Here is a 23,507-nt window from a genome sequence, read left to right as displayed (position 1 = left end):
CCCTCACCTGCATGTCCGCCGCCGCCGCCGTCGTCGTCCTCGGAGCCGGGTCCGGGTCGCGCGTGGGCGCCGAGGTCAACAAGGTGCTCCTCCCCCTCGGCGACCGTCCCGTGCTCGCACACTCGGTGACCACCGCCCTGGCCGTCCCGGACGTACGCCGCGTGCTCGTCGTCGTCGCGCCCGGCGAGGCTGACGCCGTGGCTGCCGCGCTCAGCCCGCATCTCGGCGACGATGAGGTGCGGCTGGTCGAGGGTGGCGCCACCCGGCACGCCTCGGAGTGGGCGGCCGTCCGCGCCCTGCACGACGAGATCGAGTCAGGGGAGATCGACGCCGTCGCCATCCACGACGGCGCCCGCCCGCTCGCGGGCGTCGCGCTGTTCGAGGCGACGCTCTCCGCCGCCCGCGAGCACGGCGGGGCGATCCCGGTCGTACCCGTGACCGGGCTGGTCGCGCTCGACGGATCGGCGGCGCCATCCGGTCTCGGCGTCGTGCAGACGCCGCAGGCGTTCCGAGGACCCGAGCTGCTGGCGGCCCACACCGCCGCCGCGGTCGAGGGGTACGACGCCACCGACACCGCGGCCGTGCTGGAGCGCTACACCGACGTCGAGACCGCCGCGGTCGACTCGACGAGCCACAACCTCAAGGTGACCTTCGCCGAGGACGTCGTCATCGCCGCCGCGCTGCTCGCCTCACGCTGACGGAGCGGTCAGCACCTCGAGCAGCCGTACGTCGTCGGCCGAGGCCACCCGCCGGGCCTCCGGCGGTGCCTCGACGAGCTCGACCGGGTGCTCGGCCGCGAGCCGCGACACCAGGGCGGCGAGGTCCTCGCCCGGGGCGGCCTCGAGAGCAGCCACCACCTGCACCGGCAGGACGATCGGGGACGCGACGGCCAGCAGGCCGGCCCGGTCGACCGTCTCGCCCACCAGCCCGTCGCGCACGACCTTGACCGTGTCGGTGACCGGCCGGACGCCCACCACGACCACGTCGTCGTCGACCGCGCGGCGTACGCAGGAGGCGATGAACGCCGCCGGCGTCATCGGGCACAGGCTGTCGTGCAGCACGAACGGCACGGCCGCCTCCTGCACCGAGTCCCACCCGACGGAGGCGTCGAGCGGAGTCACGCCCGACTGCCCCAGCGCCCAGGCTGCGCAGGCCACGAGGGACTCACCGTGGATGAGCGCGAACGGCAGGCTGCCGCGGCCGTCGGCCAGGACCACACCGAAGACGTCCGGGAGCTCGTCGTACTCGTTCATCGCCCGGCCACGCTATCCGGAGACGGAACGACCCCCGACACGGGACGTGTGTCGGGGGTCGAGCCGGTGGTGTGACTCAGGAGGCGAGGACCTCGTCGAGGATCGCCTCGGCCTTGTCCTCGTTCGTGTGCTCGGCCAGCGCGAGCTCGGAGACGAGGATCTGGCGCGCCTTGGCCAGCATCCGCTTCTCACCCGCGGAGAGCCCGCGGTCGCGCTCACGGCGCCACAGGTCGCGGACGACCTCGGAGACCTTCATGACGTCTCCGCTGTGCAGCTTCTCGAGGTTGGCCTTGTAGCGGCGCGACCAGTTGGTCGGCTCCTCCACGTGGGCGGCCCGGAGGACGTCGAACACACGGTCGAGGCCCTCCTTGTCGACGACGTCGCGGACGCCGACCAGGTCGAGGTTGCAGGCCGGCACTCGCACGACCAGGTCCTGCTGGGCGACAATCCGAAGAACGAGGTACTCCCGGTCCTCCCCCTTGATCGTGCGCATCTCGATGTCCTCGATGATGGCAGCCCCGTGATTTGGGTAAACAACCGTTTCGCCGACGGTGAAAGTCATATGTTCGGTACCCCTTCCTAGGTCTCCATTCTAACACGTCTTCGAATGGTCACCATCTGCGTTTCCGCAGGTCAGGGGCCTATTCCGGGCTTGACAGAACACGAGTCGGTGTGGTGGCCGCCGGATCTGGGCCCCCTGTCCGGCCGCGTGGGAGACCGGCGGGGCTCCCGCGAGCCCGGATACTGCGGCACATGCTTGGTCGCACCCTGCCCGTGCTGCTGCTGCGCGCTGCCCACCCCCGCCAGGCCGTGCTGACCGCCGTCGGCGTCGCGGGGGCCGCTGCTCTCGCGGGGCGCCCGGGCCGCGAGGTGCTCCTCGTGCTCGGCACCGTGCTGGTCGGCCAGGCGGTCCTCGGCTGGCACAACGACCTCGTCGACCGCGCCCGCGACGCCCGGCACGCGACCCCGCGCAAGCCCGTGGGCGAGGGCCTGCTCGACGCCGGCACCGTGTGGTTCGCGATCGCGTGCGCGGTGATGCTCCTCGTACCCCTCTCGGTCGCCGCCGGAGTGAGCGCCGCCACGGCGTACCTGCTGTCGGTGCTCGTCGGGCTGCTCGGCAACGTGGTGCTGCGCAAGGGCTGGCTCTCGTGGCTGCCGTGGGCGGTGAGCTACGCCCTCTACCCCGCCTACCTCGCGTACGGCGGCTGGGACGGCACCGGGTCGGAGACTCCGCCCGGGATCGCCGTCACCGTCTGCGCGGCGCTGCTCGGCGTCGGGGTCCACGTGCTGCGCGCCCTGCCCGGCCTGGTGCAGGACAACCAGGACGGCTACCGGTCCCTGCCGCTGCGGATCGCGATGAGGACGGGTGCCACCCGGCTCCTCGTCCTCGCCTGCGCCTACGTCGCTCTCGTGCTGGTCGCCCTGCTCGTGGTGGCCCAGCAGGTAGGGCTGGCCCAGCGGGGCTGATGCCCGGCCGCGCCGCTAGGCTGTGGCTGCTTCCGACCCACGCTGACCCGACCCGCGAAGGCTCCCGCATGCCGCTTCGAAAGCCAGCCACTTCCCGCACGCTCGTCGGCGCGATCCTGCTCAGCGCCGCCCTGTCGACCTCCTGTGGCTTCAACATGGCGACCGACCGCTACTACACCCCGACCAACGGCGCCAACGACCGCAGTGGCGTCGTCGACGTGCTGTCGGCCATGGTCGTCTCGGGTGAGTCTGGCGAGGGTGTCTTCATCGCGTCGCTCTCCAACAACTCCACCACCAAGGCGGTCGAGCTCGACGGCATCGCGAGCACCAAGCAGGAGACCCTGTCTGCGCCCGAGGTGACGCCGGTCGAGATCGCTCCGGGCGCGCTGGTCAACCTCGCCGAGTCCGAGACCCCGATCAGCGTCACCGGCGACTTCGAGGCCGGGTACTTCGTGCCCGTCGAGGTCTCCTTCAGCAACGGCGAGACGGCGAGCATGAAGGTGCCCGTGGTCGTCAACTGCGGCATCTACAGCGACATCAGCGGCGTGCCGGCCGGTCCCGAGGACTGCCCCGTCGCCGAGGTCCCGGAAGGCGAGCACTGACATGACCTACACCCTCGTGCTGCTCCGCCACGGCGAGAGCGAGTGGAACGCCAAGAACCTCTTCACCGGCTGGGTCGACGTCGACCTGACCGAGAAGGGCCGCGCCGAGGCGGTCCGCGGCGGGCAGCAGCTCGTGGAGGCCGGCCTCCTGCCCGACGTCGTGCACACGTCCCTGCAGCGGCGGGCGATCACGACAGCCAACCTGGCGCTCGACGCCGCCGACCGGCACTGGATCCCGGTCCGGCGCAGCTGGCGCCTCAACGAGCGCCACTACGGCGCGCTCCAGGGCAAGGACAAGAAGCAGACGCTGGAGCAGTACGGCGAGGAGCAGTTCATGACCTGGCGCCGCAGCTTCGACGTACCCCCTCCGCCGCTGGCCGACGACGACGAGTTCTCCCAGACCGGGGACCCGAGGTACGCCGACCTCGGCGCCGACCTGCCGCGCACGGAGTGCCTCAAGGACGTCGTCGAGCGCTTCCTGCCCTACTGGCAGTCCGACATCGTGCCCGACCTCCAAGACGGCAACCTGGTGCTCGTCGCCGCGCACGGCAACAGCCTCCGTGCGCTGGTCAAGCACCTGGACAAGATCAGCGACCAGGACATCGCGGGCCTCAACATCCCCACCGGCATGCCCTTGGTCTACGAGCTCGACGACACCTTCGAGCCCGTCTCGGCCGGCGGCCGGTACCTCGATCCCGAGGCCGCCGCCGTGGCTGCCGCAGCCGTGGCCAACCAGGGTCGCTGAGCAGGAGCGAGCGAGGCCCTCGCTGGGGGCCTCGGTTTCGAGGCTCGTCGCCGAAGCTCCTCGCACCTCAACCAGCGGCCTCGCCGCATCGCCGGTTGAGGTGCGAGCGCAGCGAGCCTCGAAACCAAGATGCCGGCAGGTGCCGACTCAGGCGTCGATCTCGTACGGCGCCTGGCCGGTGACGACGAAGACCACCCGGTTGGCGATCGAGACCGCGTGGTCGGCGATCCGCTCGTAGTAGCGGCCGAGCAGGGCGGCGTCGACCGCCGCCTCCACACCGTGCGACCAGTCGTCGGCCAGCAGCGTCACGAAGCTGTCGCGGCGCAGCTTGTCGATCTCCTCGTCGTCCCGCTGGAGGTCCAGGGCGGCCTCGGCGTCGCGCTCGGCGATGATCACGGTGGCCCGGCGGACCATGTCCTCGGCGACCTGCGCCATCCGCTCGAAGCTGGGCCGGATCTGGTCCGGCACTGCGACGTTCGGCACCCGGAGCCGGGCGATCTTCGCGACGTGCACCGAGAGGTCGCCCATCCGCTCCAGCTCGCTGACCATGCGCAGGGCGGCGACGACCGTGCGCAGGTCGCCGGCGACCGGCGCCTGGAGCGAGAGCAGCTGGAACGCGTCGTCCTCCACCCGCTCGCGGGCGCGGTCGATCTCGGCGTCCGCCGAGATGACCTGCTCGGCCAGCCCCGCGTCGGCGGTCAGCAGGGCTCGCGTCGCCCGTTCCACGGCGGTCTCGACCAGTCGGCCGATGGCGGCCAGGTCGCCGAAGACTCCGTCGAGCTGGTCTTGGAATACGTCTCGCATGCCGCGGACAGTACGGAGGCCGGGTGTCCGGACGGCGACGTCGCGTGAACGAGGGGTGAACAGTTGCCGCCCCCCACCGCCTTGGGCGAACGCTGCGTGAATCCCGCCGTACGCTGAGACCGTGGACCCGACGACCCAGGCCTCGCTGGCCGCCGTCATCGGCGTGGTCGTCGGTGCGGTCTCCGTGCTCGCCTGGCACATCAGCGACCGCCAGCAGCACCAGCTGGCGACGCCGGAGGAGCCGGCCGTGCCGGTGGGTGTCGCCACCGTCCTCTCGGTGCTGCGCAGCAGCGCCGTCGTCGTCGACGAGAGCGACGTCGTGCTCAAGGCCTCCGCGCCGGCGTACGCCTTCGGGCTGGTCCGCGGCAACGAGCTGGTCATCGAGGAGCTCGCCGAGGTGGTCCGTCAGGTCCGTCGCGACGGGCAGATCCGCGAGACCGAGCTGACCCTCTCGCGCGACGCCGCCGCACCGCGCATGCTCACCGCGAGGGTGGCGCCGCTCGGGTCCCGGCTGGTGCTGGCACTGCTCGACGACCGCACCCGCGAGCGCAGGGTCGAGGCAGTACGCCGCGACTTCGTCGCCAACGTCAGCCACGAGCTGAAGACCCCCGTCGGGGCGATCCGGCTGCTGTCGGAGGCCGTCGCCGACGCGTCGGGCGACCCGGAGGCGGTCAAGCGCTTCGCCGGCCGGATGCTCACCGAGAGCGACCGGCTCACCCGGCTCGTGCAGCAGATCATCGAGCTGTCGCGCCTCCAGGGCGATGACCCCCTCGAGACGCCCGTGCGGGTGGCTGTCGACGACGTCATCGCGATCGCCACCGACACCAGTGCCATCGAGGCCCGGGCCAAGCACATCAACCTGGTCACCGGCGGCGACCGGGACCTGGTGGTCTACGGCAGCCACGACCAGATCACCGCAGCCGTCAGCAACCTGGTCGCCAACGCCGTGGCCTACTCCGCCGAGGGCTCGAGCGTCGTGGTCACCACCCGCGGCACCGAGTCGACGGTCGAGGTCTCCGTGATCGATCAGGGCATCGGCATCCCGTCGCAGGAGATCGACCGGATCTTCGAGCGGTTCTACCGCGTCGACCCGGCGCGACACCGATCCACCGGCGGGACCGGCCTCGGCCTCTCGATCGTCAAGCACGTCGCCGCCACGCACGGCGGGGACGTCAGCGTGTGGTCGGTCGAGGGCCAAGGGTCTACGTTCACCCTCAGCCTGCCCCGCGCCGCACCCACCACCGACCATCCCAACCAGAGCACCAACCAGGAGGTACGCCGGTGACCCGGGTACTCGTAGTCGAGGACGAAGAGAGCTACAGCGACGCTCTCGCCTACATGCTGCGCAAGGAGGGCTTCGAGGTCGCGATCGCCGCGGACGGCCACGCCGCGCTCGCCGAGTTCGATCGCAACGGAGCCGACATCGTGCTCCTGGACCTGATGCTGCCCGGCATCCCCGGCACCGAGGTGTGCCGCCAGATCCGCGCGACGTCGAGCGTCCCGGTGATCATGGTGTCCGCCAAGGACGACGAGGTCGACAAGGTCGTCGGGCTCGAGCTGGGCGCCGACGACTACGTCACCAAGCCCTACTCCCCGCGCGAGCTCGTGGCCCGGATCCGCGCCGTGCTCCGGCGGGGCCAGGAGACCGACCTCCTGCCCGACACCCTCGAGGCCGGACCGGTGCGCATGGACGTCGAGCGGCACGTGGTGACCGTCGACGGGAGCGAGCAGCGGCTGCCGCTCAAGGAGTTCGAGCTGCTCGAGATGTTCCTGCGCAACCCCGGGCGGGTGCTGACGCGCGGCCAGCTCATCGACCGGGTCTGGGGGTCCGACTACGTCGGCGACACCAAGACGCTCGACGTGCACGTCAAGCGGCTGCGCGCCAAGCTCGAGCCGGAGCCGTCGGAGCCGAAGTACCTCGTCACGGTGCGCGGACTCGGCTACAAGCTCGACCTCTGAGCCGGTGCCGGACGCGACGTCCGAAAGTCGCCGGTCCACGACCGTAAATCGGGCGGTCGATGTCGGCGGGAGCGTCTACGTTCGACGGGTGACCTCCCCGACCACCCGGACACCGCCCTCCGCCGCTTCCGAAGCCGCACCGGTGGTGCCGTGGAAGCCGCTGGCGGCGGTGGCGTTCACGCTGCTGATGTGGGCCTCCGCGTTCGTCGCGATCCGTCACCTCGGGCACGACGTGCCGCCTGGTGCGCTGTCCCTCGGCCGGTTGCTCGTGGCGGTCGTCGCCCTGGGCGTGATGCTGCAGTTCCAGCGCAACCGGCGCTGGCCGACGCTGCGCGAGTGGCCGCTGATCGTGCTCGGCGGGGTCACCTGGATCGGCATCTACAACCTCACCCTCAACGAGGCCGAGCGGCGCATCGACGCCGGCACCGCCGCGCTGCTCGTCCAGATCGGCCCGATCCTGGTGGCGCTCCTGGCCACGTTCTTCCTGGGCGAGCGGCTGACCCGCTGGCTGCTGGCCGGCCTGGCGGTCGGCTTCGCCGGCGTCGTGGTGATCGGCCGTGCCTCGTCGACCGGTGACAACGGCGACCTGCTCGGGGTGGTGCTGGCGGTGGTCGCGGCCCTCACCTTCGCCGTCGGCGTGATCACCCAGAAGAAGCTGCTCGGAGCGATGAGCGCCCTCGAGATGACGTTCTGGTACTACGTCGTCGGTGCCGTCGTCTGCCTGCCGTGGGCCGGCGAGCTGGTCGAGGTCGTCGGAGACTCGAGCGCGGCCAACCTCGGCTGGATCGTCTTCCTGGGCGTCTTCCCCTCGGCGATCGCGTTCACCACGTGGGCCTACGCGCTCTCCCACTCCGATGCCGGCAAGTTCGCGATGACCACGTTCCTCGTCCCGTTCATCACCACCCTGATCGCCTGGCTGGCGCTCGGCGAGGTGCCCGCGGCCCTGGCCTTCGTCGGCGGGGCGCTCTGCATCGTCGGCGTGCTGCTGACCCGTCGCACCACCCGGCCGGTGGCGCAGGCGCCCGAGTCCCCCGGGCCGGTGCAGACGCGGTCGTGAGGACCTCGGCGCTGCCGGCGCCGGCGGTCAGTCGCTGACGGTGTGGCCCGGCTCGTCCGAGGGGCGCAGCGCGGTGAACGCCTCGAGGTTCCTGGTCGACTCGCCCCGCGACAGCCGCCACTCCCACTCCTTGCGGATGGAGGAGGCGAAGCCGAGCTCGAGGATGGCGTTGAACGACTCGTCGGCGTGCGCCAGCACCGAGCCCAGGAGCCGGTCGAGCTCGTCCGGCGTCACCATCGAGAGCGGCAGCCGGGCGTCGAGGTAGATGTCACCGAGGTGGTCCACGGCGAACGCGACGGCGTACATCCTCAGGTTGCGCTCGAGGAGCCAGCGGTAGACCCGAGCATGGTTCTCGTCGGGGTTGCGGCAGACGAAGGCGTGTACGCCGAGGGCGTGAGCGCCGACGTCGAGGCGCACGGCCGTCTGGAGCTTGCGCTCGCCGGGCAGGGTCAGCGAGAACACGCCGGGGGCGGTCTCGGTGAACTCGATCTCCTCCGCGGTCAGGAAGTCGCGCACCACGTCGGCGGTCATGAGGGACGGGCCCACCGGTCGGGCGAGCAGCCGCCCACGTCGCTCATGCGCTGGCCTGGACGCGCATCAGTCCGGCGGCCTTGCGGTAGACCTCCAGGGTCCGGTCCGCCGTGTGCTCCCAGGCGAAGAGCCGGGCCTGCTCGCGGGCACCGGCAGACAGCCGCGTGCGCAGCGCGTGGTCGCGGATGACCGAGCCGAGTGCGCCCGCCCAGTCGCGCGGGTCGTGGGTGTCCACGAGCAGCCCGCTGCGACCGTCGGCGACCACCGTGGTCAGCCCGCCGACAGCTGCGGCGACCACGGGCGTGCCGGTGGCCTGGGCCTCGGCGGCGACCAGCCCGAACGACTCGTTGTACGACGGCACGGCGACGAGTGTCGCAGCAGCGCACCAGGTGGCGAGCTCGGCCTGCGCCACCGGAGGCACGAAACGGACCACGTCGTCGAGGCCGAGCTCGGCCGACAGCTTGGCCAGCGACTCGGGATGCTCGAGCCCGCTGCCGGACGGGCCCCCGACCACCGGCACCACGACGCGGGAGCGGAGCCCGGGGTCCTCCTCGAGGAGGACCGCCACGGCACGCAGGAGCACGTCCGGGGCCTTCAGCGGCTGGATGCGGCCGGCGAAGAGCAGCACGATCGCGTCCTCGGGCAGCCCGACCGCGCGCCGGGCGGCACCCTGGTCGCGCTGGCGGAAGACGCTCAGGTCGACGCCCGGGTGCACGACCTCGACGCGGTCGGGCACCGCGTCGTACAGGTCGACGAGCTGGCGGGCCTCGAGGTCGGTGCTCGCGATGAGCATGTCCGCCGCCTCGACGACCTGCTCCTCGCCGATGAGCCGGGCCAGCGGCTCGGGGGTGTCTCCCTCTGCGAGGGCGGCGTTCTTGACCTTCGCCATCGTGTGCATCGAGTGGACCAGGGGCACGCCCCAGCGGTCGCGGGCCAGCGCCCCGACCTGGCCGGAGAGCCAGTAGTGGGAGTGCACGGCGTCGTAGAAGCCGATCGGCTGGGCCGCCTCGGTGCGCAGCACCTCGCGGGCGAAGGCGCACAGCTGGGCGGGGAGCTCGGCCTTGGTGAGCCCCTCCAGCGGGCCGGCGTTGAGGTGCCGCACCAGCACGCCGTCGGAGGCCTCGACGACCGGAGCCAGCGTCGAGGACGTCGCACGCGTGAAGATGTCGACCGCGATGCCGCGGGCCGCCAGCCGCTTCGACAGCTCGATCACGTAGACGTTCATGCCACCCGCGTCACCCGTGCCCGGCTGGTCGAGCGGGGAGGTGTGCAGACTGATCATGGCTACCCGGCGGCGCCAGCGGGTCGACTGTCGTGTCACGAGTGCCCCTTCGTCGAAACTTCCAACAGGGGCTAACCACGGACGTCGCCCGGGGATTCCCGGGCCCGCCGGGAGGGTGTCAGCGCAAGTGGGCACCGACGGGCCGCCGGTCCGTGCGCGCCCCACCGGTGAGGACGGCGACCAGACCGGCGACGAGCGCGAGCGCACCCGCCACGGCGTCGACCGTCGACGCGCCCCCGGCCGGCCGGACCACCTCGACGACCGACCACGCGAGGGCAGCCGTGCCGAGCCCCGCGACCAGCCTCAGCCACCAGGTGCCCCGCTTAACCAGGCCGGCGCCGCCGACAGCGAGGCCCGCCGCGAGCAGCGCCAGGCCGGCGTACTGCAGAAGGTCGGACGCGGAGGGAGCGACGAGCCGGCGGACCACCCACAAAGCTCCGCCGAGCAGGCAGCAGAGGCCGGCGGTACGACGTGGGGTCATGACTCTCCTTCTCCGAGTCAGGCAGGGCCGGCGTGCGGGGCCAGTGTGCCAGCATCGCGAAGCGGTGCGGGGCCCTCAGCCGGCGGCCGTGGTGCCCTGGTGGAAGCGCTGCACCCACCGTCCGGACACGCGGACCCACAACGACGACCGCAGCGCGCTGGCCTCGTCGGAGTGGCTGCGCCAGACCAGCAGGATCACGTCGTCGGAGACGACCTGCACGTCCACCACGTCGAGGCTGACCTCGCCGATCGGCCCGATCTCGGCGAGCATCTCCTCGCGGCTCCAGAGCCGCCCGGACCTGCCGATCTCCTGCCACTGCGGGTGGAGGAGCGCGGCCACCGAGGCCGCGTCGGCGCGGACCTCGTCGGTGAGCAGCGAGCGCTCGAGCGCGATCACGGTCAGCTCCGGGGACTCGGCCCGGTCGGCGCTCTCGAGGTCGGCGAAGAGGTCGGGCTCCTCCTCGATCTGGCCCGGGGTCGCAGCCGGGTGGGCGACCCTCGCGCCGGAGAAGCCCGGTCCCGGGTCGGGCGCAGCGCCGGCCTTCCACGCGGTCGCCGCCGCGTTGGCGAGCCGGTCTGCCTGCTCGTTGAGCACGTGACCCGCGTGGCCCTTGACCCACTCGAACGTGACCCGGCGACCCTGCATCGCCTCGTCGAGCGACTTCATCAGCTCGACGTTGAGCACCGGCTTGCCGTCGCCCTTCTTCCAGCCCCGGCGCTTCCACCCCGGCAGCCACTTGGTGACGGAGTTGATGACGTAGGTGCTGTCGCAGATGATGTGCAGCTCGTCGTCCAGGTGCGCGGTCTGCTGGAGCAGGTCGAGCACGGCCATCAGCTCGCCCATGTTGTTGGTGCCGTTCGGCCATCCGCCGCACGCCCAGTGCTCGTCGTCGGCGTACCACCCCCAGCCTGCAGGACCGGGGTTTCCCAGGGCGGAGCCGTCAGCGGCCGCAGTGATCGTCACCCGGGCGATCCTGCCATCATGTCGCCATGACCTCTGCCCTGACATCTCCTCCGACCTCCGACCCGGCCTCCCGCCGGGTCGCCGTTGTCACCGGCGCGAGCAGCGGCATCGGCGCGGCCACCGCCCGGGCCCTGGCCGGCGAGGGGTTCCGGGTCGTGTGCGCCGCGCGCCGCACCGACCGGATCGAGGCACTGGCCGCCGAGATCGACGGTCTGGCGGTGGCGTGCGACGTGACCTCGGCGGAGTCGGTGGCCGGGCTCGCCGCCGCCGTCGACGGTCCGGTGCACGTGCTGGTCAACAACGCGGGCGGGGCCTTCGACGCCGCCTCGGTCGAGGAGGCCGACCCCGAGCTGTGGCGGGCTATGTACGACGTCAACGTGATCGGCCTGCTGCGGGTGACCCAGGCGCTGCTGCCCGCGCTGCGCGAGTCCGGGGACGCCGTGATCGTCAACATGGGCTCGACCGCCGGACGCGTCGCCTACGAGAACGGCGGCGGCTACACCGCCGCCAAGCACGGCACCCAGGTCGTCACCGAGACTCTCCGGCTGGAGCTCCTCGGAGAGCCCATCCGCATCAGCGAGGTCGCCCCGGGCCTGGTCAAGACCGACGAGTTCGCGCTGGTGCGCTTCGGCGGAGACCGGGCCAGGGCCGACGCGGTGTACGACGGCGTTCCCGGCCCGCTCCTGGCCGCCGACGTCGCCGACGCGGTCGCCTGGATCGCCACCCGCCCGTCCCACGTCAACATCGACGAGCTGGTGATCCGGCCGCGCGCCCAGGCCGCCCAGCACAAGCTCTACCGCGGGTAGCCGCGATGCCTCGCACGCGCGAGGTGGCAGACTTCGGACGTGCAGACCATCGGACTCATCGGCGGCATGAGCTGGGAATCCAGCCTCGTCTACTACCGCGACCTCAACGTCGGTGTCCAGGAGCGGCTCGGCGGGCTGTCGTCACCGAAGGTGGTGCTGAGCACGGTCGACTTCGCCGAGGTCACCGACCTCGAGGACAACGAGCGCTGGGACCAGATCGGCACCCTGCTGGCCGACGCGGCCCGGGGCGTCGAACGCGCCGGCGCCGACTTCCTGATCCTGTGCACCACGACGTTCCACAAGGTCGCCGACCAGGTCGCCGCAGCTGTCGACATCCCGCTGCTGCACCTGGCCGACGTGGTCGCCGACGAGTGCCGCGCCGCGGGGGTGCAGAAGGTCGCGTTCCTCGGCACCACGGTCGCCATGAACGACCCCTTCTTCATCAGCCGCATTGCCGAGGGCGGACCCGAGGTCGTCGTACCCGCGCCCGAGCACCACGGCTGGCTCAACTCCGCGATCTACGACGAGCTCGTGCACGGCCGCGTGGTCGACGCGACCCGCCGTCGGGTCGTCGCGCTCATCGACGAGATGTGGGACGCCGGGGCCGGCGGGGTGCTCCTGGGCTGCACCGAGCTCGAGCTGCTGGTCAAGCAGGTCGACTGCGAGGTCCCGCTCTTCCCGTGTACGACGCTGCACGTGCGCGCCGCGCTCGACCGCGCGCTCGCCTGATCGCCCCTCACCGAGGTGCGCCCGGGGTCAGTACCCCGGGGCGCAGACCATGGCCAGCCGGCCGGAGCCGTAGCCCGCGATGCTGACCGTGACGTCCTCGCGCGCGCCGACGGTGGCCGCGAGCGCGGCCAGCTCCGGCGGCAGGGTGTCGTTCGGGCTGTAGGTGCGCTCGAGGCGCTGGTGGATGCCGCTGAAGTCGCCGATCGGGGCCGCGAGCACGTTGAGGACCTCGGCGGTGTTCTCCATCAGGTTCGTGGGCATCTCGTTGTCCTCGATAGCCGCCTCCGCCCCACCTGCGGGGATGAGCGCGAGCGCGGCGCCGGTGTACGCGACGAGGGCGAAGTCCATCAGGGCGACGGCCGAGAGGCGGCCACCGTCGTCGACGTACACCGCGAAGCCGGGCGCGGGGACCACGTCGGGGGCTAGTGGCTCCGTGGCGTCGCCGATCGTGACGTCACGGCCGAGCAGGCCCTCGAAGAGGTCCTTGATGGACTTGCGGTCCGGCAGCTGCATCGTCTGTTCTCCTCGGAGGCTGATCAGGGGACGGTCAGACCAGCACGCGGCCGAGCGCGTCCTGGAAGGTGTCGGCGGTGAACGGCTTGGCGATGACGAACATCGCCCCGGCCGCCTCAGCGAGCTGGCGCATGTCGTCGGAGCCCTCGGAGGTGACGAAGGCGAAGGGCACCTGGTTGCCACCGGCGCGCAGCTCGCGCAGCAGCTCGATGCCCGTCATGTTGGGCATGTTCCAGTCGGAGAGCACCAGATCGGGGCTCTCGCTGGCGATCTTCGCCAGCGCGTCGACGCCGTCCTCGGCCTCGACGAAGTCGTGGTGACCGAGGCCGGCCTGGCGCAGCGTGCGCAGCACGATCTGACGCATGACGCGGCTGTCGTCGGCGATGATGACCTTCATGGGGGATGTCTTCCGTTCTACTTGTGTGGACTGACGGGCGGGTCAGTCCACGGGGACGATCGAGATCACGACCGGGTCGCCGTGCCAGGACACGGTCAGGTGGGCGGCGCCACCGGTCAGGTCGGGCGAGCTGCCCGCGCTCACGCGCGGCAGACCCAGCGTGGAGGTGCCGCCCAGGGCGCCCTTGAGGCTGCCGGCGACCACGTTGACGACCTCGCCGAGCGCGTCCTCGATGTCGTCGAGCTCGGGATCGGCTCCGGCGGTCAGGGGGAGCAGCGCGCGGGTCATCGACACAGCGGCCGAGTCGGTGCACCACAGCCGCAGGACGCCGGTCCAGTCGCCGGCGACGGCGATCTGCGCCGAGACGCCGGCGCGGCCGGTCGACCACGGCTCCAGCCACGGCAGCACCGGCTGGTGGAGCATTGAGGTCCACACCTGCTCAACGACAGCGCCCAGCAGGGCCTCGTCGGGTACGACGATCGTCGTCATCTCACACCTCCACGGGTACGTCGGGAAGAAGGCCGAGGAACTCGAGCTTCTGGCGCATGTCGTCGGCCTCGAACGGCTTGGTGAGGTACTCGTGGGCACCGGCCGCGAGCGCCCGCACGATGCGGTCCTGCTCGCTCTCGGTGGTCACCATCATCAAGGTGATGCCTCGCCACTCGGGCCGCTTGCGCACCTCGCTCACGAAGGTCAGGCCGTCCATGACCGGCATGTTCCAGTCGACGCAGGCGAGCTCGGGCAGCTCGGTCTGCGTCTCCAGCACGTCGAGGGCCTGTTGGCCGTCGCCGGCCTGGAGCACCTCGAACCCGGCATGGGACAGGATGTTCCCGACGATGCGGCGCATCGCCCGGGAGTCGTCGACTACCAAGGCACGCATGAGCGATCTTCCTCTCTGATCCGATACAGGGCTGAGCGTCCGGCCGGCTCTCGTTCCCAGCTGTCGTCGAGGCCGCGCGTCATCTCGGCCGCGCCGAGGAACAGGTAGCCGTCCGGAGCGGTCACCTGCCTGACCCGGCGCAGGATGTCCTGCTTGGTCGCCTGGTCGAAGTAGATGAGCACGTTGCGCATGAAGACGATGTCGAACTTGCCCATCAGGGTGTAGGGACGCAGCAGGTTGAGCTGCTTGAACTCCACGCGTGAGCGGAGCTGCGGGCTGATCCGCCAGTTGAGCCCCTCGCGGGTGAAGTGGCGCACCAGCAGGGAGGCGGGCAGGCCGCGGTTGACCTCGAGCTGGGAGTACTCGCCGGCGCGTCCCTTCGCGAGCACCTCCTCGGACAGGTCGGTCGCGACGATGGTGACGTCGAAGTCGGCCAGCAGAGGCGAGTCGAGCACCGTCATGGCGACGGAGTAGGGCTCCTGGCCGGTGGAGCATGCCGCGCACCAGATCCGCAGGGACTTGCGGGTCCGAGTCTTGGCGAGCGCCGGCAGGACCGCCGTACGCAACGCGACGAAGGGGTCGTTGTCGCGGAACCACGACGTCTCGTTGGTGGTCAGTGCCTCCACGATCGCCGTCAGCGTCCGGGGGTTGCGGGCCCTCGCCACCTCCGCGACGTACGCCGTCACGTCGGTCTGGCCGGTCGCGCGGGCCAGCGGCAGCAGCCGCGACTCCACGAGGTACTCCTTGCCGGCCTCCAGCACGATCGCGCTCTCCCTGCGGACGAGCTCTCGCACGAAGTCGAACTCCCGGGCACCGATGCTCATCGAGCTCCTTCCCTTGCCATGTGTGCGGAGGGCACAGCGCGGCCCAGGGTCGAGAGCCGGCGCACCAGCTCGGGAGCCACCCCGGTGAGCGGCAGCACCAGCTCCGCGAGCCCGGCGTTGGCGACCGCGCCGGGCATCCCCCAGACGACGGACGTCGCCTGGTCCTGCGCGATGACGCTGCCGCCGCGCTGCCGGATCAGGTCCGCGCCCCGCTCGCCGTCGGACCCCATCCCGGTCAGGACGACCGCGAGCACGGCCGGACCGACCGCTGCGACGGCGCTGCGGAAGAGGACGTCGACGGCCGGACGGCAGTAGTTCTCCTGCGGTCCCTGGTGCAGCTTGGCCACGAAGCCGCGAGAGCTCGCGACGATCTCGAGGTGGTGGTCGCCGGGAGCGATCGCCACGGTGCCCGGGGTCAGGAGCTGGCCGTGCTCGGCCTCGGTCACCGTCCAGGCCGAGTGCCGGTCGAGCCGGGCGGCGAACTGGCGGGTGAAGACCGGGGGCATGTGCTGCACGACCGCGACCGGCACCGGCAGCAGCGGCAGCGCCGTGAAGAGCGTGTTGAGCGCCTCGGGGCCGCCGGTCGACGCGCCGACCACGAGGAGCCGGTAGTCCTCAGCGTGGGAGCGGGTGGCGAGGGTCGGTCGGGCGACGGGCGCCGCGACGCGTGCGGCTGCCGGGGCGGAGGCGGAGCGGGCGATCGGGACGGACGCGCGGGCCACCAGCGACTTGATGCGAGGGATGAGCGCCTCGCGCACCTGGTCCATCGAGCGGCTGACGCTGCCGACGTTGGCCGGCTTGGCGACGTAGTCGGAGGCGCCGGCGGCCAATGCGTCGAGCGTGGCGACAGCACCCTGCTCGGTGAGGGTGCTGAACATGATGATCGGGACCTTGCTGCCGGAGGCGCGCAGGGCACGCACGGCCTCGATGCCGTTCATCTCCGGCATCTCGATGTCCATCGTCACGAGATCGGGCTCGAGCAGGTCCACCTTCCCGAGGGCGGCGCGACCGTTGACGGCGGTGCCGACGACCTCGATGTCGGGGTCGTCCTGGAGGAGGTCTGTGACCAGCCTCCGGATGACGACGGAGTCGTCGACGACCAGGACGCGGATCGGCGTCATCGGTGTCCTCACTCTGGGGGGCTCGGCCCCCCCGAACGAGTGGCCGCCCCCCTCATCGGCAGGGATCGGCCGGACCTGAGCTATTCAGCCCTGACCTGGCGCCACGGCCGCATCAGGACGTCGGCGTCGACGTCGGGCAGCAGGTCGCTCACCAGCTGGGCCTGCAGCACGCCCGTCAGCGCGTTCCAAGCGCCGTACGCCGCGTCGCTCGCGGTCAGCCCGGACCGCGAGAAGGCGATCACGCCTGCCAGCTGGACGTCGGCCGCGAGGCGCAGCCGCTCGGCCAGCGAGAGCGCCCAGCTGGTGCGATGCATCGCCGGTGCCCACTGGGCGGTGCGGCCGCGGACGTCCGCGACGACCCTGCGCCACCGGGCCAGGAGCTCGTCGTCAGCCAGCGCGAGCTCCTGGAGCATGGCGCTCACCGTGGGCACTCCGGCGATCAGCAGGGACTCGACCGGCTCGATGCCCGAGGACTCCAGGGGTGCCGACATCTCCGACCACAGGTCCGGACGGGTCGAGGAACGCAGGTAGGCGGCGACCGCCGCGTCGGAGAGGACGTCGGCGGCGTCGGCGGCGACCGGGTCCTGCACCGACGTCGAGCCGCTGCGCAGCCAGGTCCAGTCCAGGATGTCGTGGCGGACGAGGTGGTCGATGCCGGCGGGATCGCCGAGGAGCCCCGCCTCGAGCCGGCGCAGGGTCGGGGAGCTGCCACCGAGTGACTCCTCGAAGGCCCGGCCGGCCTGCGGCAGCAGGTCGGCCAGCGCCTCGCGTTCGAAGAGCGCGGTCTGGAGCTCGGCCTGGCGGGCGCGGCGGGCCTGCGGGCCCGGGTGCGCGGCAGCCAGCTGCTCCAGCTCTTCCGGGCCACAGGCCAGCGCCGCACGCAGCACGCCGGCCACCCGGGTTCCGTGCTCGAGGCGCGTGAGATCGAACCCGAGGGTGGCCGCGCCGACCACGGAGTAGCGCATGTGGCTCTCCTCTCCGCACCGGGCCGCGGTCAAACCTCGGGCGGACATGACGAGGCCGGCGGCATCCCCAGGATGCCACCGGCCCGGTGACGCGTCATGACTCAATCAGACGATCTGGAACTGTCCCACGTTCGAGCGCAGGTCGCCGGCCAGGCGGGCGAGCTCGTCCACCGCGGTCCGGCTCTGGGCCAGGGCCTGGGTGGTGGACTCGGCGGCGGCCGAGACGCCGGAGATGTTGTCGGCGATCTCGCTCGAGCCGGTCGAGGCCTCGGCGACGTTGCGGCTCATCTCGTTGGTGGTAGCCGTCTGCTCCTCCACCGCCGAGGCGATGGTGAGCTGGTAGTCGTTGATCGAGGTGATGATCTTGGCGATCTCACCGATCGCAGACACCGCACCACCGGTGTCGCCCTGAATCGCCTCGACCCGACGCGCGATGTCCTCGGTGGCCCGAGCGGTCTCCTGCGCCAGCTCCTTGACCTCGTTGGCCACCACCGCGAAGCCCTTGCCGGCCTCCCCGGCACGAGCGGCCTCGATGGTCGCGTTCAGCGCCAGCAGGTTCGTCTGCTCCGCGATCGAGGTGATCACCTTCACGACGTTGCCGATCTCCTGGCTCGAGACACCGAGCTTCGCGACCGTCTCGTTCGTGCTGTCCACCGCCGAGACAGCCTGCGAGGCCACCCGCGCGGCCTCGTTGGCCGAGTGCGCGATCTCGCGGATCGAGGCACCCATCTCCTCCGCACCCGCAGCAACCGTCTGCACGTTCCGGGAGATCTCACCCGACGCACCAGCCACCACCCCGGCCTGCACCGAGGTCTCCTCCGCACCAGCCGCGATCTGCTGCGACGACGCCGACAGCTGCTCCGAAGCCGCAGCCACCGCATCGGAGGAGGACATGACGCTGACCATCAGCTCGCGCAGCCTGCCCATCGCCACGTCGAGGCTCGCGCCCATCCTGCCCACCTCGTCCTTCGAGGTGAGGCCGGCGGTCTGGGTGAGGTCTCCCTCGGCCAGTGCGTCGGCGACGCCCTTGACCTTGGCGACGTTGCGGGCCAGCGCCGTCGAGACGACCCAGCCGAGGGCCAGGGCCAGGGCGACGCCGGCGACCAGCAGGCCGATGATCAGGTTGCGGCTGGAGGAGTACGACGAGTCGACCTCGGCCACCAGCCTCTCCGCGTTTGCCTGCTCGTAGGCGCGCAGGGCGTCGAGGTCCTCGGTGAGCTGGTCGACGATCGGGCCCACGGTCCCTTCGTTCACCTTCACCCAGGCCTCGACCTCGTGGGTCTTGGCCAGCGGGCCCAGGTCGTTGGCCAGCTTGTCGTAGTAGTCCTTGGCGTCGGCGTTGACCTTGTCGAAGAGCTTCTTGTTCTGGGCGTCCAGACCGGTGGCGGAGTACTTCTCGGCGGCGTCGTTGTAGGTGACGAAGCCCGCGTCGAGGCTGTCGAGGGCCGCCTGCGCCTTCTCCTGCTCCGGGAAGATGATCGCGTCGCGAGCGTCCCTGCGCATGGCGGAGATGGAACGGTCCATGTCGGCCACGCCGGACACGCCCAGGACGCTCCAGCTGTAGAGAGTGCGGGCCTGCTCGGCCGCGCCGCCCAGGGCATGCAGGCCGATGACGCCGACGACGGACGCCACGATCGCCGTGACGGCGACGGCGGTCAGGACCTTGACGCGGACACCGAGGTCCTGGATGGTCGACGCGATACTGCGCCGGGTGGCGGTGGTGCTCATGCTTGCCCCTCTGGTGGGATGGTGGGCCGCTTCGTCGAAGCGGCGGACGTGGCTGGTGGGATGGTGCGGGATCAGACGGTGGTGAAGCGGGAGAGCTGAACGCGCAGGTCGGCCGCCATCGAGGCGAGCTCGCCGGCGGCAGCCAGGGTCTGGCTGACGGCCTGCGTGGTGACGTCGGCGGCGGCCGCGACGCCGGAGATGTTGTCGGCGATCTCGCTCGAGCCGGTCGAGGCCTCGGCGACGTTGCGGCTCATCTCGTTGGTGGTAGCCGTCTGCTCCTCCACCGCCGAGGCGATGGTGAGCTGGTAGTCGTTGATCGAGGTGATGATCTTGGCGATCTCACCGATCGCAGACACCGCACCACCGGTGTCGCCCTGAATCGCCTCGACCCGACGCGCGATGTCCTCGGTGGCCCGAGCGGTCTCCTGCGCCAGCTCCTTGACCTCGTTGGCCACCACCGCGAAGCCCTTGCCGGCCTCCCCGGCACGAGCGGCCTCGATGGTCGCATTCAGCGCCAGCAGGTTCGTCTGCTCCGCGATCGAGGTGATCACCTTCACGACGTTGCCGATCTCCTGGCTCGAGACACCGAGCTTCGCGACCGTCTCGTTCGTGCTGTCCACCGCCGAGACAGCCTGCGAGGCCACCCGCGCGGCCTCGTTGGCCGAGTGCGCGATCTCGCGGATCGAGGCACCCATCTCCTCCGCACCCGCAGCAACCGTCTGCACGTTCCGGGAGATCTCACCCGACGCACCAGCCACCACCCCGGCCTGCACCGAGGTCTCCTCCGCACCAGCCGCGATCTGCTGCGACGACGCCGACAGCTGCTCCGAAGCCGCAGCCACCGCATCGGCCGAGGCGGAAACCGCGGTGACGATCTCGCCGACCGAGTCCACGGAGTGGTTGAGCGCCCGCTCCAGCTGGCCGAGCTCGGCGCTGGACTCCTCCGGCACCCGCTGCGTGAGGTCGCCGGCGGCGAAGGCCTCCAAGGCCGTGACGGACCGGCGCAGCGGCCGGACGATGCGTCGCGCGATGACGAGTGCCGAGATGCCGAGGACCGCGATGCCGAGCAGGGCGATCAGCAGGGTGAGCGTGCGTGCCTGCGAGCTGAGTGAGGCCGCCTTGGCCTCCAGCTCGCCGAAGTGGTCCAGGACCGTGGCCTTCGCGGACGTGACCGCCGCGTCGGTGGCGTCGTTGGCGTCCTGGATGTCTCCCACGTGCGCCTTGGCGGCGGCCGGGTCGGACTCCACGAGGGCCAGGAAGGTGTTGATCCGCTCGATGTACGTGGCGAACGCCTCGGTAAGCGGCGCGACGTTCTCCAGGTCGTCGGGGTCGAGCCCCCCGGAGTTGGCGTCGACGACGGCCAGCAGCTCCTTCACCGTGGCCTCATCCTCACGCATGCTGGCCTTGATGTCGTCGAGGTTCTCACCCAGGAGCGACTTGAGGGCGGACACCTTGATCTCGCTCCCACGGGTGTCCAGGCCGAGGATGGCGGCCTCCACCCGGCTGGCCTCGACGACCAGCTCGGTGTTCTCGCGGAGGCCCGACCCGGTGTAGACGGACGTGGCCGTGATCGCGGCTGCCGTGATGCCGCCGACGACGGCGATGGCTGCGAGCCGACGGCCCACGGTCCAGGTGATGGGTGACTTCATGGCGGTGTCCATTTCCTAGGTATTAGGCGGCGACGGCTCGGTCGACGTCGAGGGCGAGCAGGAGGGTGTCGTCGAGCTTGTAGGCCCCGAGAAGAAGCTCGCGTGAGGAGTCGGTGAGGGTGTCGGGCGGCGGCTCGAACTGGTCGTCCTCCACGTCGACGACCGCGCCGATGCTGTCGACCACGAGAGCGACCGATTCCCCGGCGACCCGGATCACGACCAGCATCTGCGAGTTCGCGGCGTCATGACCGGGCAACCCGAGCTGCTCGCGCAGGTCGACCGCGCTGAGCACCTGGCCACGCAGGTTGATGAGTCCGGCCATGGTCGGCGGCGCCAGCGGGATGCGCGTGCGCGGCAGGCCGCGCAGCACCTCCTGCACGGACTCGACGCGGACGCCGTAGAGCCGCGCGTCGAGGGTGAAGGTGACGAACCGGGTGCTCACACTGCCTCCTGGACTGAACCGATGCCGGTGGCCCCGAAGGCCGAGCCGGAGCCCGACCAGGTGAGCTCGTCGACAGGGTCGACGCCGGCGTAGAAGTTGGGGTCCGCGGCCAGTACGGCGTCGCGCACGTCGAGGACCTCGACGACGCGGTCGCGGATCAGGACCGAGCCCAGCAGGCCGCGGTCGGCGATGTCGTCGTGGACCTCGGTCTCCTCGTCGACGATGTCGACGATCTCCTCGACCACGATCGCCAGGCTCCGGGAGCCCGCGGTGTAGATGATGACGACGAGGTCCTTGTCCTTGTCCTGCTCCTCGGTGCCCCAGGAGTCGACGCCGAGGTGACGGCCCAGACGCAGCAGCGGCAGGATGTCGCCGCGGTACTGCACGACCTCCCGGCTGCCGACGACCTCGACGGAGGCCTGAGGGATGTTCTCGAGCCGGGTGACCGACGAGAGGGCGATCGCGATGCGACGGCCGCCACCGATGCCGGCCACGAGCATGCGTACGTGCTCGATGGCACCCTTGGCGTCGTCCGAGCGCTCGTTGGTGCGCTCGAGGCTCTCGGCGTTGAGGGCCCGGCGGGCCAGGGCCTGCACGTCGAGGATGAGCGCCACCCTGCCGTCACCCAGGATCGTGGCACCGGAGTAGGTGCCCAGCGACTTGAGCCGGGCTCCCAGGGGCTTGACGACGATGTCCTCGGTCGAGAGCACGCGGTCGATGACCAGGCCGAACCGCTTGCCCTCGGCCTGGAGGACCGCGATCAGCACGTGGCCGTCGCTGCGCTCGGACTCGACCCCCAGCACCTGCGCGAGATGGACCAGCGGCAGCAGGCTGCCACGCAGCCGGTGCACCGGGGCGCCGTTGACGTCCTCGATGGCGGTGGCCGCACGGTCGGCGTCGAGCGCCACGAGCTCGAGCAGGTTCACCTGCCCGATGGCGTAGGTGTCGCCGGCGCACTGCACGGTGAGCGCCGGCACGATGGCGAGCGTCAGCGGGATGCGCAGGCGGCACGTGGTGCCGCGGCCCAGCACCGACTCGATCTCGATGGTGCCGCCGATGGACTCGATGTTGGTCTTGACGACGTCCATGCCGACACCGCGCCCCGACACGTTGGTGACCGCGGCGGCCGTGGAGAACCCTGGGGTGAAGATGAGCTGGAGGATGTCGGCGCTCGACATCTGCGCCACCTGGGCCTGCGTGCGCAGGCCCTTGTCGACGGCCTTCGCCGCGATCCGCGCCGGGTCGATCCCGGCCCCGTCGTCGCACACCTCGACGACGACCTGGCCACCCTCGTGGTAGGCGCGCAGCGTCAGCAGCCCGTCAGCGCTCTTGCCCGCGGCCACGCGCTCGTCGGGAGACTCGAGGCCGTGGTCGACCGCGTTGCGCACCAGGTGCGTCAGCGGGTCCTTGACGGACTCCAGAAGCGAGCGGTCGAGCTCGGTCTCGCGGCCGACCATGGCCAGCTCCACCTGCTTGCCGCAGGCGGCGCCCAGGTCGCGCACGACGCGCGGCAGCTTCGCCCAGAGGTGGTCGATGGGCTGCATGCGCGTCTTCATGACGCCTTCCTGCAGCTCGGTGGCGATCAGGTTGAGGCGCTGGGCGGCCTGGATCAGGGTGGGGTCGGCCTCTCCGGTCGCCTGCCGGATGATCTGGTTGCGGGTGAGGACCAGCTCGCCGACCTGGCGCATCAGGCTGTCGAGCAGCTCCACGTCGACGCGGATGGAGGACTCCGCGACGTTGCGCCGGGTGACCTCCTCGTCCGGGGCCGGCTCGGCAGGCGCCTCGGCGACCGGCTCGGGCACCAGCTCCACGACGGGGTCGGCGGTGGCGACCGGCTCGGGCACCAGCACCGGGGCGGGCACGGAGTCCCGGCCCTCGAGGACGTCGGTGATCCGGGCCACTGCCTCGCTCACGTCGACGTCGCCCTCTGTGCCGTCGTGCTCGATGGCAGTCAGCAGGTCCCGTACGCGGTCGACCATGGCGAGCAGGACGTCGGTGGTGCCGGGCGTCATGGTCATCTTGCCGTCACGCAGCCGGGCGAGGAGGTTCTCGCCGACGTGGGTCACCGCCTCCAGCTGCCCGAAGGCGAGGAAGCCGCTGGTGCCCTTGATCGTGTGGATCGTGCGGAAGATGCTCGCGAGCAGATCGCGGGATCCCGGGTTCTTCTCCAGCTCCACGAGATCGCGGTCCAGCTGGTCGAGGTTCTCGTGGCTCTCCACGAGGAACTCCGAGACGATCTCGTCCATCTCGTCCATGCGCGGCCTTCTCCTTTGTGCGTCGACAGCCGGACTATCGACACGCGAGGGCTC

At 71.2% G+C, this 23,507-nt stretch carries 27 protein-coding genes; 9 read left to right on the top strand and 18 right to left on the bottom strand.

Annotated features, from left to right (window positions below; genetic code table 11):
• Nucleotides 1–11 precede the first annotated feature (11 nt).
• Complete coding sequence (locus ACP7BP_RS16160; protein ID WP_426246038.1) at nt 12–698, top strand: IspD/TarI family cytidylyltransferase; 687 nt, start codon at nt 12–14, stop codon at nt 696–698.
• Here the strand turns inward: ACP7BP_RS16160 and ACP7BP_RS16155 are convergent.
• Together ACP7BP_RS16155 and ACP7BP_RS16150 are read right to left on the bottom strand one after the other, a co-directional pair.
• The gene (locus tag ACP7BP_RS16155) at nt 690–1,253 is read right to left on the bottom strand and encodes a 2-C-methyl-D-erythritol 4-phosphate cytidylyltransferase (protein ID WP_426246037.1); all 564 of its coding nucleotides are present in this window, start codon (nt 1,251–1,253) and stop codon (nt 690–692) included. The two genes, ACP7BP_RS16160 and ACP7BP_RS16155, sit on opposite strands and share 9 nt — an antisense overlap.
• Before the next feature lie 76 nt (nt 1,254–1,329).
• Nucleotides 1,330–1,815 (bottom strand): CarD family transcriptional regulator, encoded by a 486-nt coding sequence (locus ACP7BP_RS16150; protein ID WP_248583291.1) that lies wholly within the window; start codon nt 1,813–1,815, stop codon nt 1,330–1,332.
• Between the two features lie 191 nt (nt 1,816–2,006).
• On the opposite strand from ACP7BP_RS16150, the gene ACP7BP_RS16145 reads away from it, so the two are divergent.
• From ACP7BP_RS16145 to ACP7BP_RS16135, 3 genes are all read left to right on the top strand, one after another.
• Nucleotides 2,007–2,720, top strand: a complete 714-nt coding sequence (locus tag ACP7BP_RS16145) for a UbiA family prenyltransferase (protein ID WP_426246034.1) — start codon at nt 2,007–2,009, stop codon at nt 2,718–2,720.
• 68 nt (nt 2,721–2,788) lie between these two features.
• Entirely contained in the window at nt 2,789–3,322 is a 534-nt protein-coding gene (locus tag ACP7BP_RS16140; protein WP_426246033.1) for a hypothetical protein, read from the top strand.
• 1 nt (nt 3,323) lies between these two features.
• Entirely contained in the window at nt 3,324–4,067 is a 744-nt protein-coding gene (locus ACP7BP_RS16135; protein WP_426246031.1) for a phosphoglyceromutase, read from the top strand.
• A gap of 147 nt (nt 4,068–4,214) precedes the next feature.
• On the opposite strand, the gene phoU is transcribed toward ACP7BP_RS16135, so the two are convergent.
• Complete coding sequence (phoU, locus tag ACP7BP_RS16130; protein ID WP_426246029.1) at nt 4,215–4,871, bottom strand: phosphate signaling complex protein PhoU; 657 nt, start codon at nt 4,869–4,871, stop codon at nt 4,215–4,217.
• A 121-nt stretch (nt 4,872–4,992) separates the two neighbouring features.
• On the opposite strand from phoU, the gene ACP7BP_RS16125 reads away from it, so the two are divergent.
• The 3 genes from ACP7BP_RS16125 to ACP7BP_RS16115 all read left to right on the top strand — a co-directional run bounded on the left by ACP7BP_RS16125 (nt 4,993) and on the right by ACP7BP_RS16115 (nt 7,887).
• Nucleotides 4,993–6,156 carry a sensor histidine kinase gene (locus tag ACP7BP_RS16125; protein WP_426246028.1) on the top strand — a complete coding sequence of 388 codons (1,164 nt, stop codon included), beginning with the start codon at nt 4,993–4,995 and terminating at the stop codon, nt 6,154–6,156.
• A complete protein-coding gene (locus ACP7BP_RS16120; RefSeq protein WP_426246027.1) occupies nt 6,153–6,830 on the top strand; it encodes a response regulator in 678 nt (225 codons plus the stop codon). The genes ACP7BP_RS16125 and ACP7BP_RS16120 overlap by 4 nt, the downstream gene beginning before the upstream one ends.
• A gap of 88 nt (nt 6,831–6,918) precedes the next feature.
• Nucleotides 6,919–7,887, top strand: coding sequence for a DMT family transporter (locus ACP7BP_RS16115; RefSeq protein ID WP_426246025.1), 969 nt, complete (start codon nt 6,919–6,921; stop codon nt 7,885–7,887).
• 27 nt (nt 7,888–7,914) lie between these two features.
• Here the strand turns inward: ACP7BP_RS16115 and ACP7BP_RS16110 are convergent, their stop codons facing one another.
• The 4 genes from ACP7BP_RS16110 to ACP7BP_RS16095 all read right to left on the bottom strand — a co-directional run bounded on the left by ACP7BP_RS16110 (nt 7,915) and on the right by ACP7BP_RS16095 (nt 11,144).
• The gene (locus ACP7BP_RS16110) at nt 7,915–8,418 is read right to left on the bottom strand and encodes a YbjN domain-containing protein (protein WP_426246024.1); all 504 of its coding nucleotides are present in this window, start codon (nt 8,416–8,418) and stop codon (nt 7,915–7,917) included.
• A gap of 43 nt (nt 8,419–8,461) precedes the next feature.
• Nucleotides 8,462–9,739 carry a D-inositol-3-phosphate glycosyltransferase gene (gene mshA / locus ACP7BP_RS16105; RefSeq protein ID WP_426246023.1) on the bottom strand — a complete coding sequence of 426 codons (1,278 nt, stop codon included), beginning with the start codon at nt 9,737–9,739 and terminating at the stop codon, nt 8,462–8,464.
• A 79-nt stretch (nt 9,740–9,818) separates the two neighbouring features.
• Nucleotides 9,819–10,181 carry a hypothetical protein gene (locus ACP7BP_RS16100; RefSeq protein ID WP_426246021.1) on the bottom strand — a complete coding sequence of 121 codons (363 nt, stop codon included), beginning with the start codon at nt 10,179–10,181 and terminating at the stop codon, nt 9,819–9,821.
• Between the two features lie 75 nt (nt 10,182–10,256).
• The gene (locus tag ACP7BP_RS16095; RefSeq protein ID WP_426246019.1) at nt 10,257–11,144 is read right to left on the bottom strand and encodes an RNase H family protein; all 888 of its coding nucleotides are present in this window, start codon (nt 11,142–11,144) and stop codon (nt 10,257–10,259) included.
• Between the two features lie 26 nt (nt 11,145–11,170).
• Here ACP7BP_RS16095 and ACP7BP_RS16090 point away from each other — a divergent pair, with 26 nt between their 5' ends.
• Together ACP7BP_RS16090 and ACP7BP_RS16085 are read left to right on the top strand one after the other, a co-directional pair.
• Nucleotides 11,171–11,950: an SDR family oxidoreductase gene (locus tag ACP7BP_RS16090; RefSeq protein WP_426246018.1), complete on the top strand. Its 780-nt coding sequence runs from the start codon at nt 11,171–11,173 to the stop codon at nt 11,948–11,950.
• Nucleotides 11,951–11,989: 39 nt separating this feature from the next.
• Nucleotides 11,990–12,679 carry an aspartate/glutamate racemase family protein gene (locus tag ACP7BP_RS16085; RefSeq protein ID WP_426246016.1) on the top strand — a complete coding sequence of 230 codons (690 nt, stop codon included), beginning with the start codon at nt 11,990–11,992 and terminating at the stop codon, nt 12,677–12,679.
• 27 nt (nt 12,680–12,706) lie between these two features.
• Here the strand turns inward: ACP7BP_RS16085 and ACP7BP_RS16080 are convergent, their stop codons facing one another.
• From ACP7BP_RS16080 to ACP7BP_RS16030, 11 genes are all read right to left on the bottom strand, one after another.
• Complete coding sequence (locus ACP7BP_RS16080) at nt 12,707–13,192, bottom strand: hypothetical protein (protein ID WP_426246015.1); 486 nt, start codon at nt 13,190–13,192, stop codon at nt 12,707–12,709.
• Nucleotides 13,193–13,226: 34 nt separating this feature from the next.
• Nucleotides 13,227–13,589, bottom strand: coding sequence for a response regulator (locus tag ACP7BP_RS16075; protein ID WP_426246013.1), 363 nt, complete (start codon nt 13,587–13,589; stop codon nt 13,227–13,229).
• Nucleotides 13,590–13,631: 42 nt separating this feature from the next.
• Entirely contained in the window at nt 13,632–14,078 is a 447-nt protein-coding gene (locus ACP7BP_RS16070) for a chemotaxis protein CheX (RefSeq protein ID WP_426246011.1), read from the bottom strand.
• Between the two features lies 1 nt (nt 14,079).
• The gene (locus tag ACP7BP_RS16065; protein ID WP_426246010.1) at nt 14,080–14,469 is read right to left on the bottom strand and encodes a response regulator; all 390 of its coding nucleotides are present in this window, start codon (nt 14,467–14,469) and stop codon (nt 14,080–14,082) included.
• Nucleotides 14,454–15,293: a CheR family methyltransferase gene (locus tag ACP7BP_RS16060; RefSeq protein WP_426246008.1), complete on the bottom strand. Its 840-nt coding sequence runs from the start codon at nt 15,291–15,293 to the stop codon at nt 14,454–14,456. The genes ACP7BP_RS16065 and ACP7BP_RS16060 overlap by 16 nt, the downstream gene beginning before the upstream one ends.
• Complete coding sequence (locus ACP7BP_RS16055; RefSeq protein ID WP_426246006.1) at nt 15,290–16,414, bottom strand: protein-glutamate methylesterase/protein-glutamine glutaminase; 1,125 nt, start codon at nt 16,412–16,414, stop codon at nt 15,290–15,292. Before ACP7BP_RS16055 ends, ACP7BP_RS16060 begins: the two co-directional genes overlap by 4 nt.
• A gap of 80 nt (nt 16,415–16,494) precedes the next feature.
• Nucleotides 16,495–17,379, bottom strand: coding sequence for a hypothetical protein (locus ACP7BP_RS16050; RefSeq protein WP_426246004.1), 885 nt, complete (start codon nt 17,377–17,379; stop codon nt 16,495–16,497).
• A gap of 105 nt (nt 17,380–17,484) precedes the next feature.
• The gene (locus ACP7BP_RS16045; protein ID WP_426246002.1) at nt 17,485–19,107 is read right to left on the bottom strand and encodes a methyl-accepting chemotaxis protein; all 1,623 of its coding nucleotides are present in this window, start codon (nt 19,105–19,107) and stop codon (nt 17,485–17,487) included.
• Between the two features lie 71 nt (nt 19,108–19,178).
• Nucleotides 19,179–20,756 (bottom strand): methyl-accepting chemotaxis protein, encoded by a 1,578-nt coding sequence (locus ACP7BP_RS16040; protein WP_426246001.1) that lies wholly within the window; start codon nt 20,754–20,756, stop codon nt 19,179–19,181.
• 22 nt (nt 20,757–20,778) lie between these two features.
• Nucleotides 20,779–21,198, bottom strand: a complete 420-nt coding sequence (locus tag ACP7BP_RS16035; protein WP_426245999.1) for a chemotaxis protein CheW — start codon at nt 21,196–21,198, stop codon at nt 20,779–20,781.
• The gene (locus ACP7BP_RS16030) at nt 21,195–23,453 is read right to left on the bottom strand and encodes a chemotaxis protein CheW (RefSeq protein ID WP_426245997.1); all 2,259 of its coding nucleotides are present in this window, start codon (nt 23,451–23,453) and stop codon (nt 21,195–21,197) included. Before ACP7BP_RS16030 ends, ACP7BP_RS16035 begins: the two co-directional genes overlap by 4 nt.
• Between the last annotated feature and the right edge of the window lie 54 nt (nt 23,454–23,507).

The sequence above is a fragment of the Nocardioides sp. LHG3406-4 genome (assembly GCF_049897745.1).
Lineage (GTDB): Bacteria > Actinomycetota > Actinomycetes > Propionibacteriales > Nocardioidaceae > Nocardioides.
Note: the sequence above shows the minus strand (reverse complement) of the source record. Positions and strands in the feature narration are given on the sequence as shown.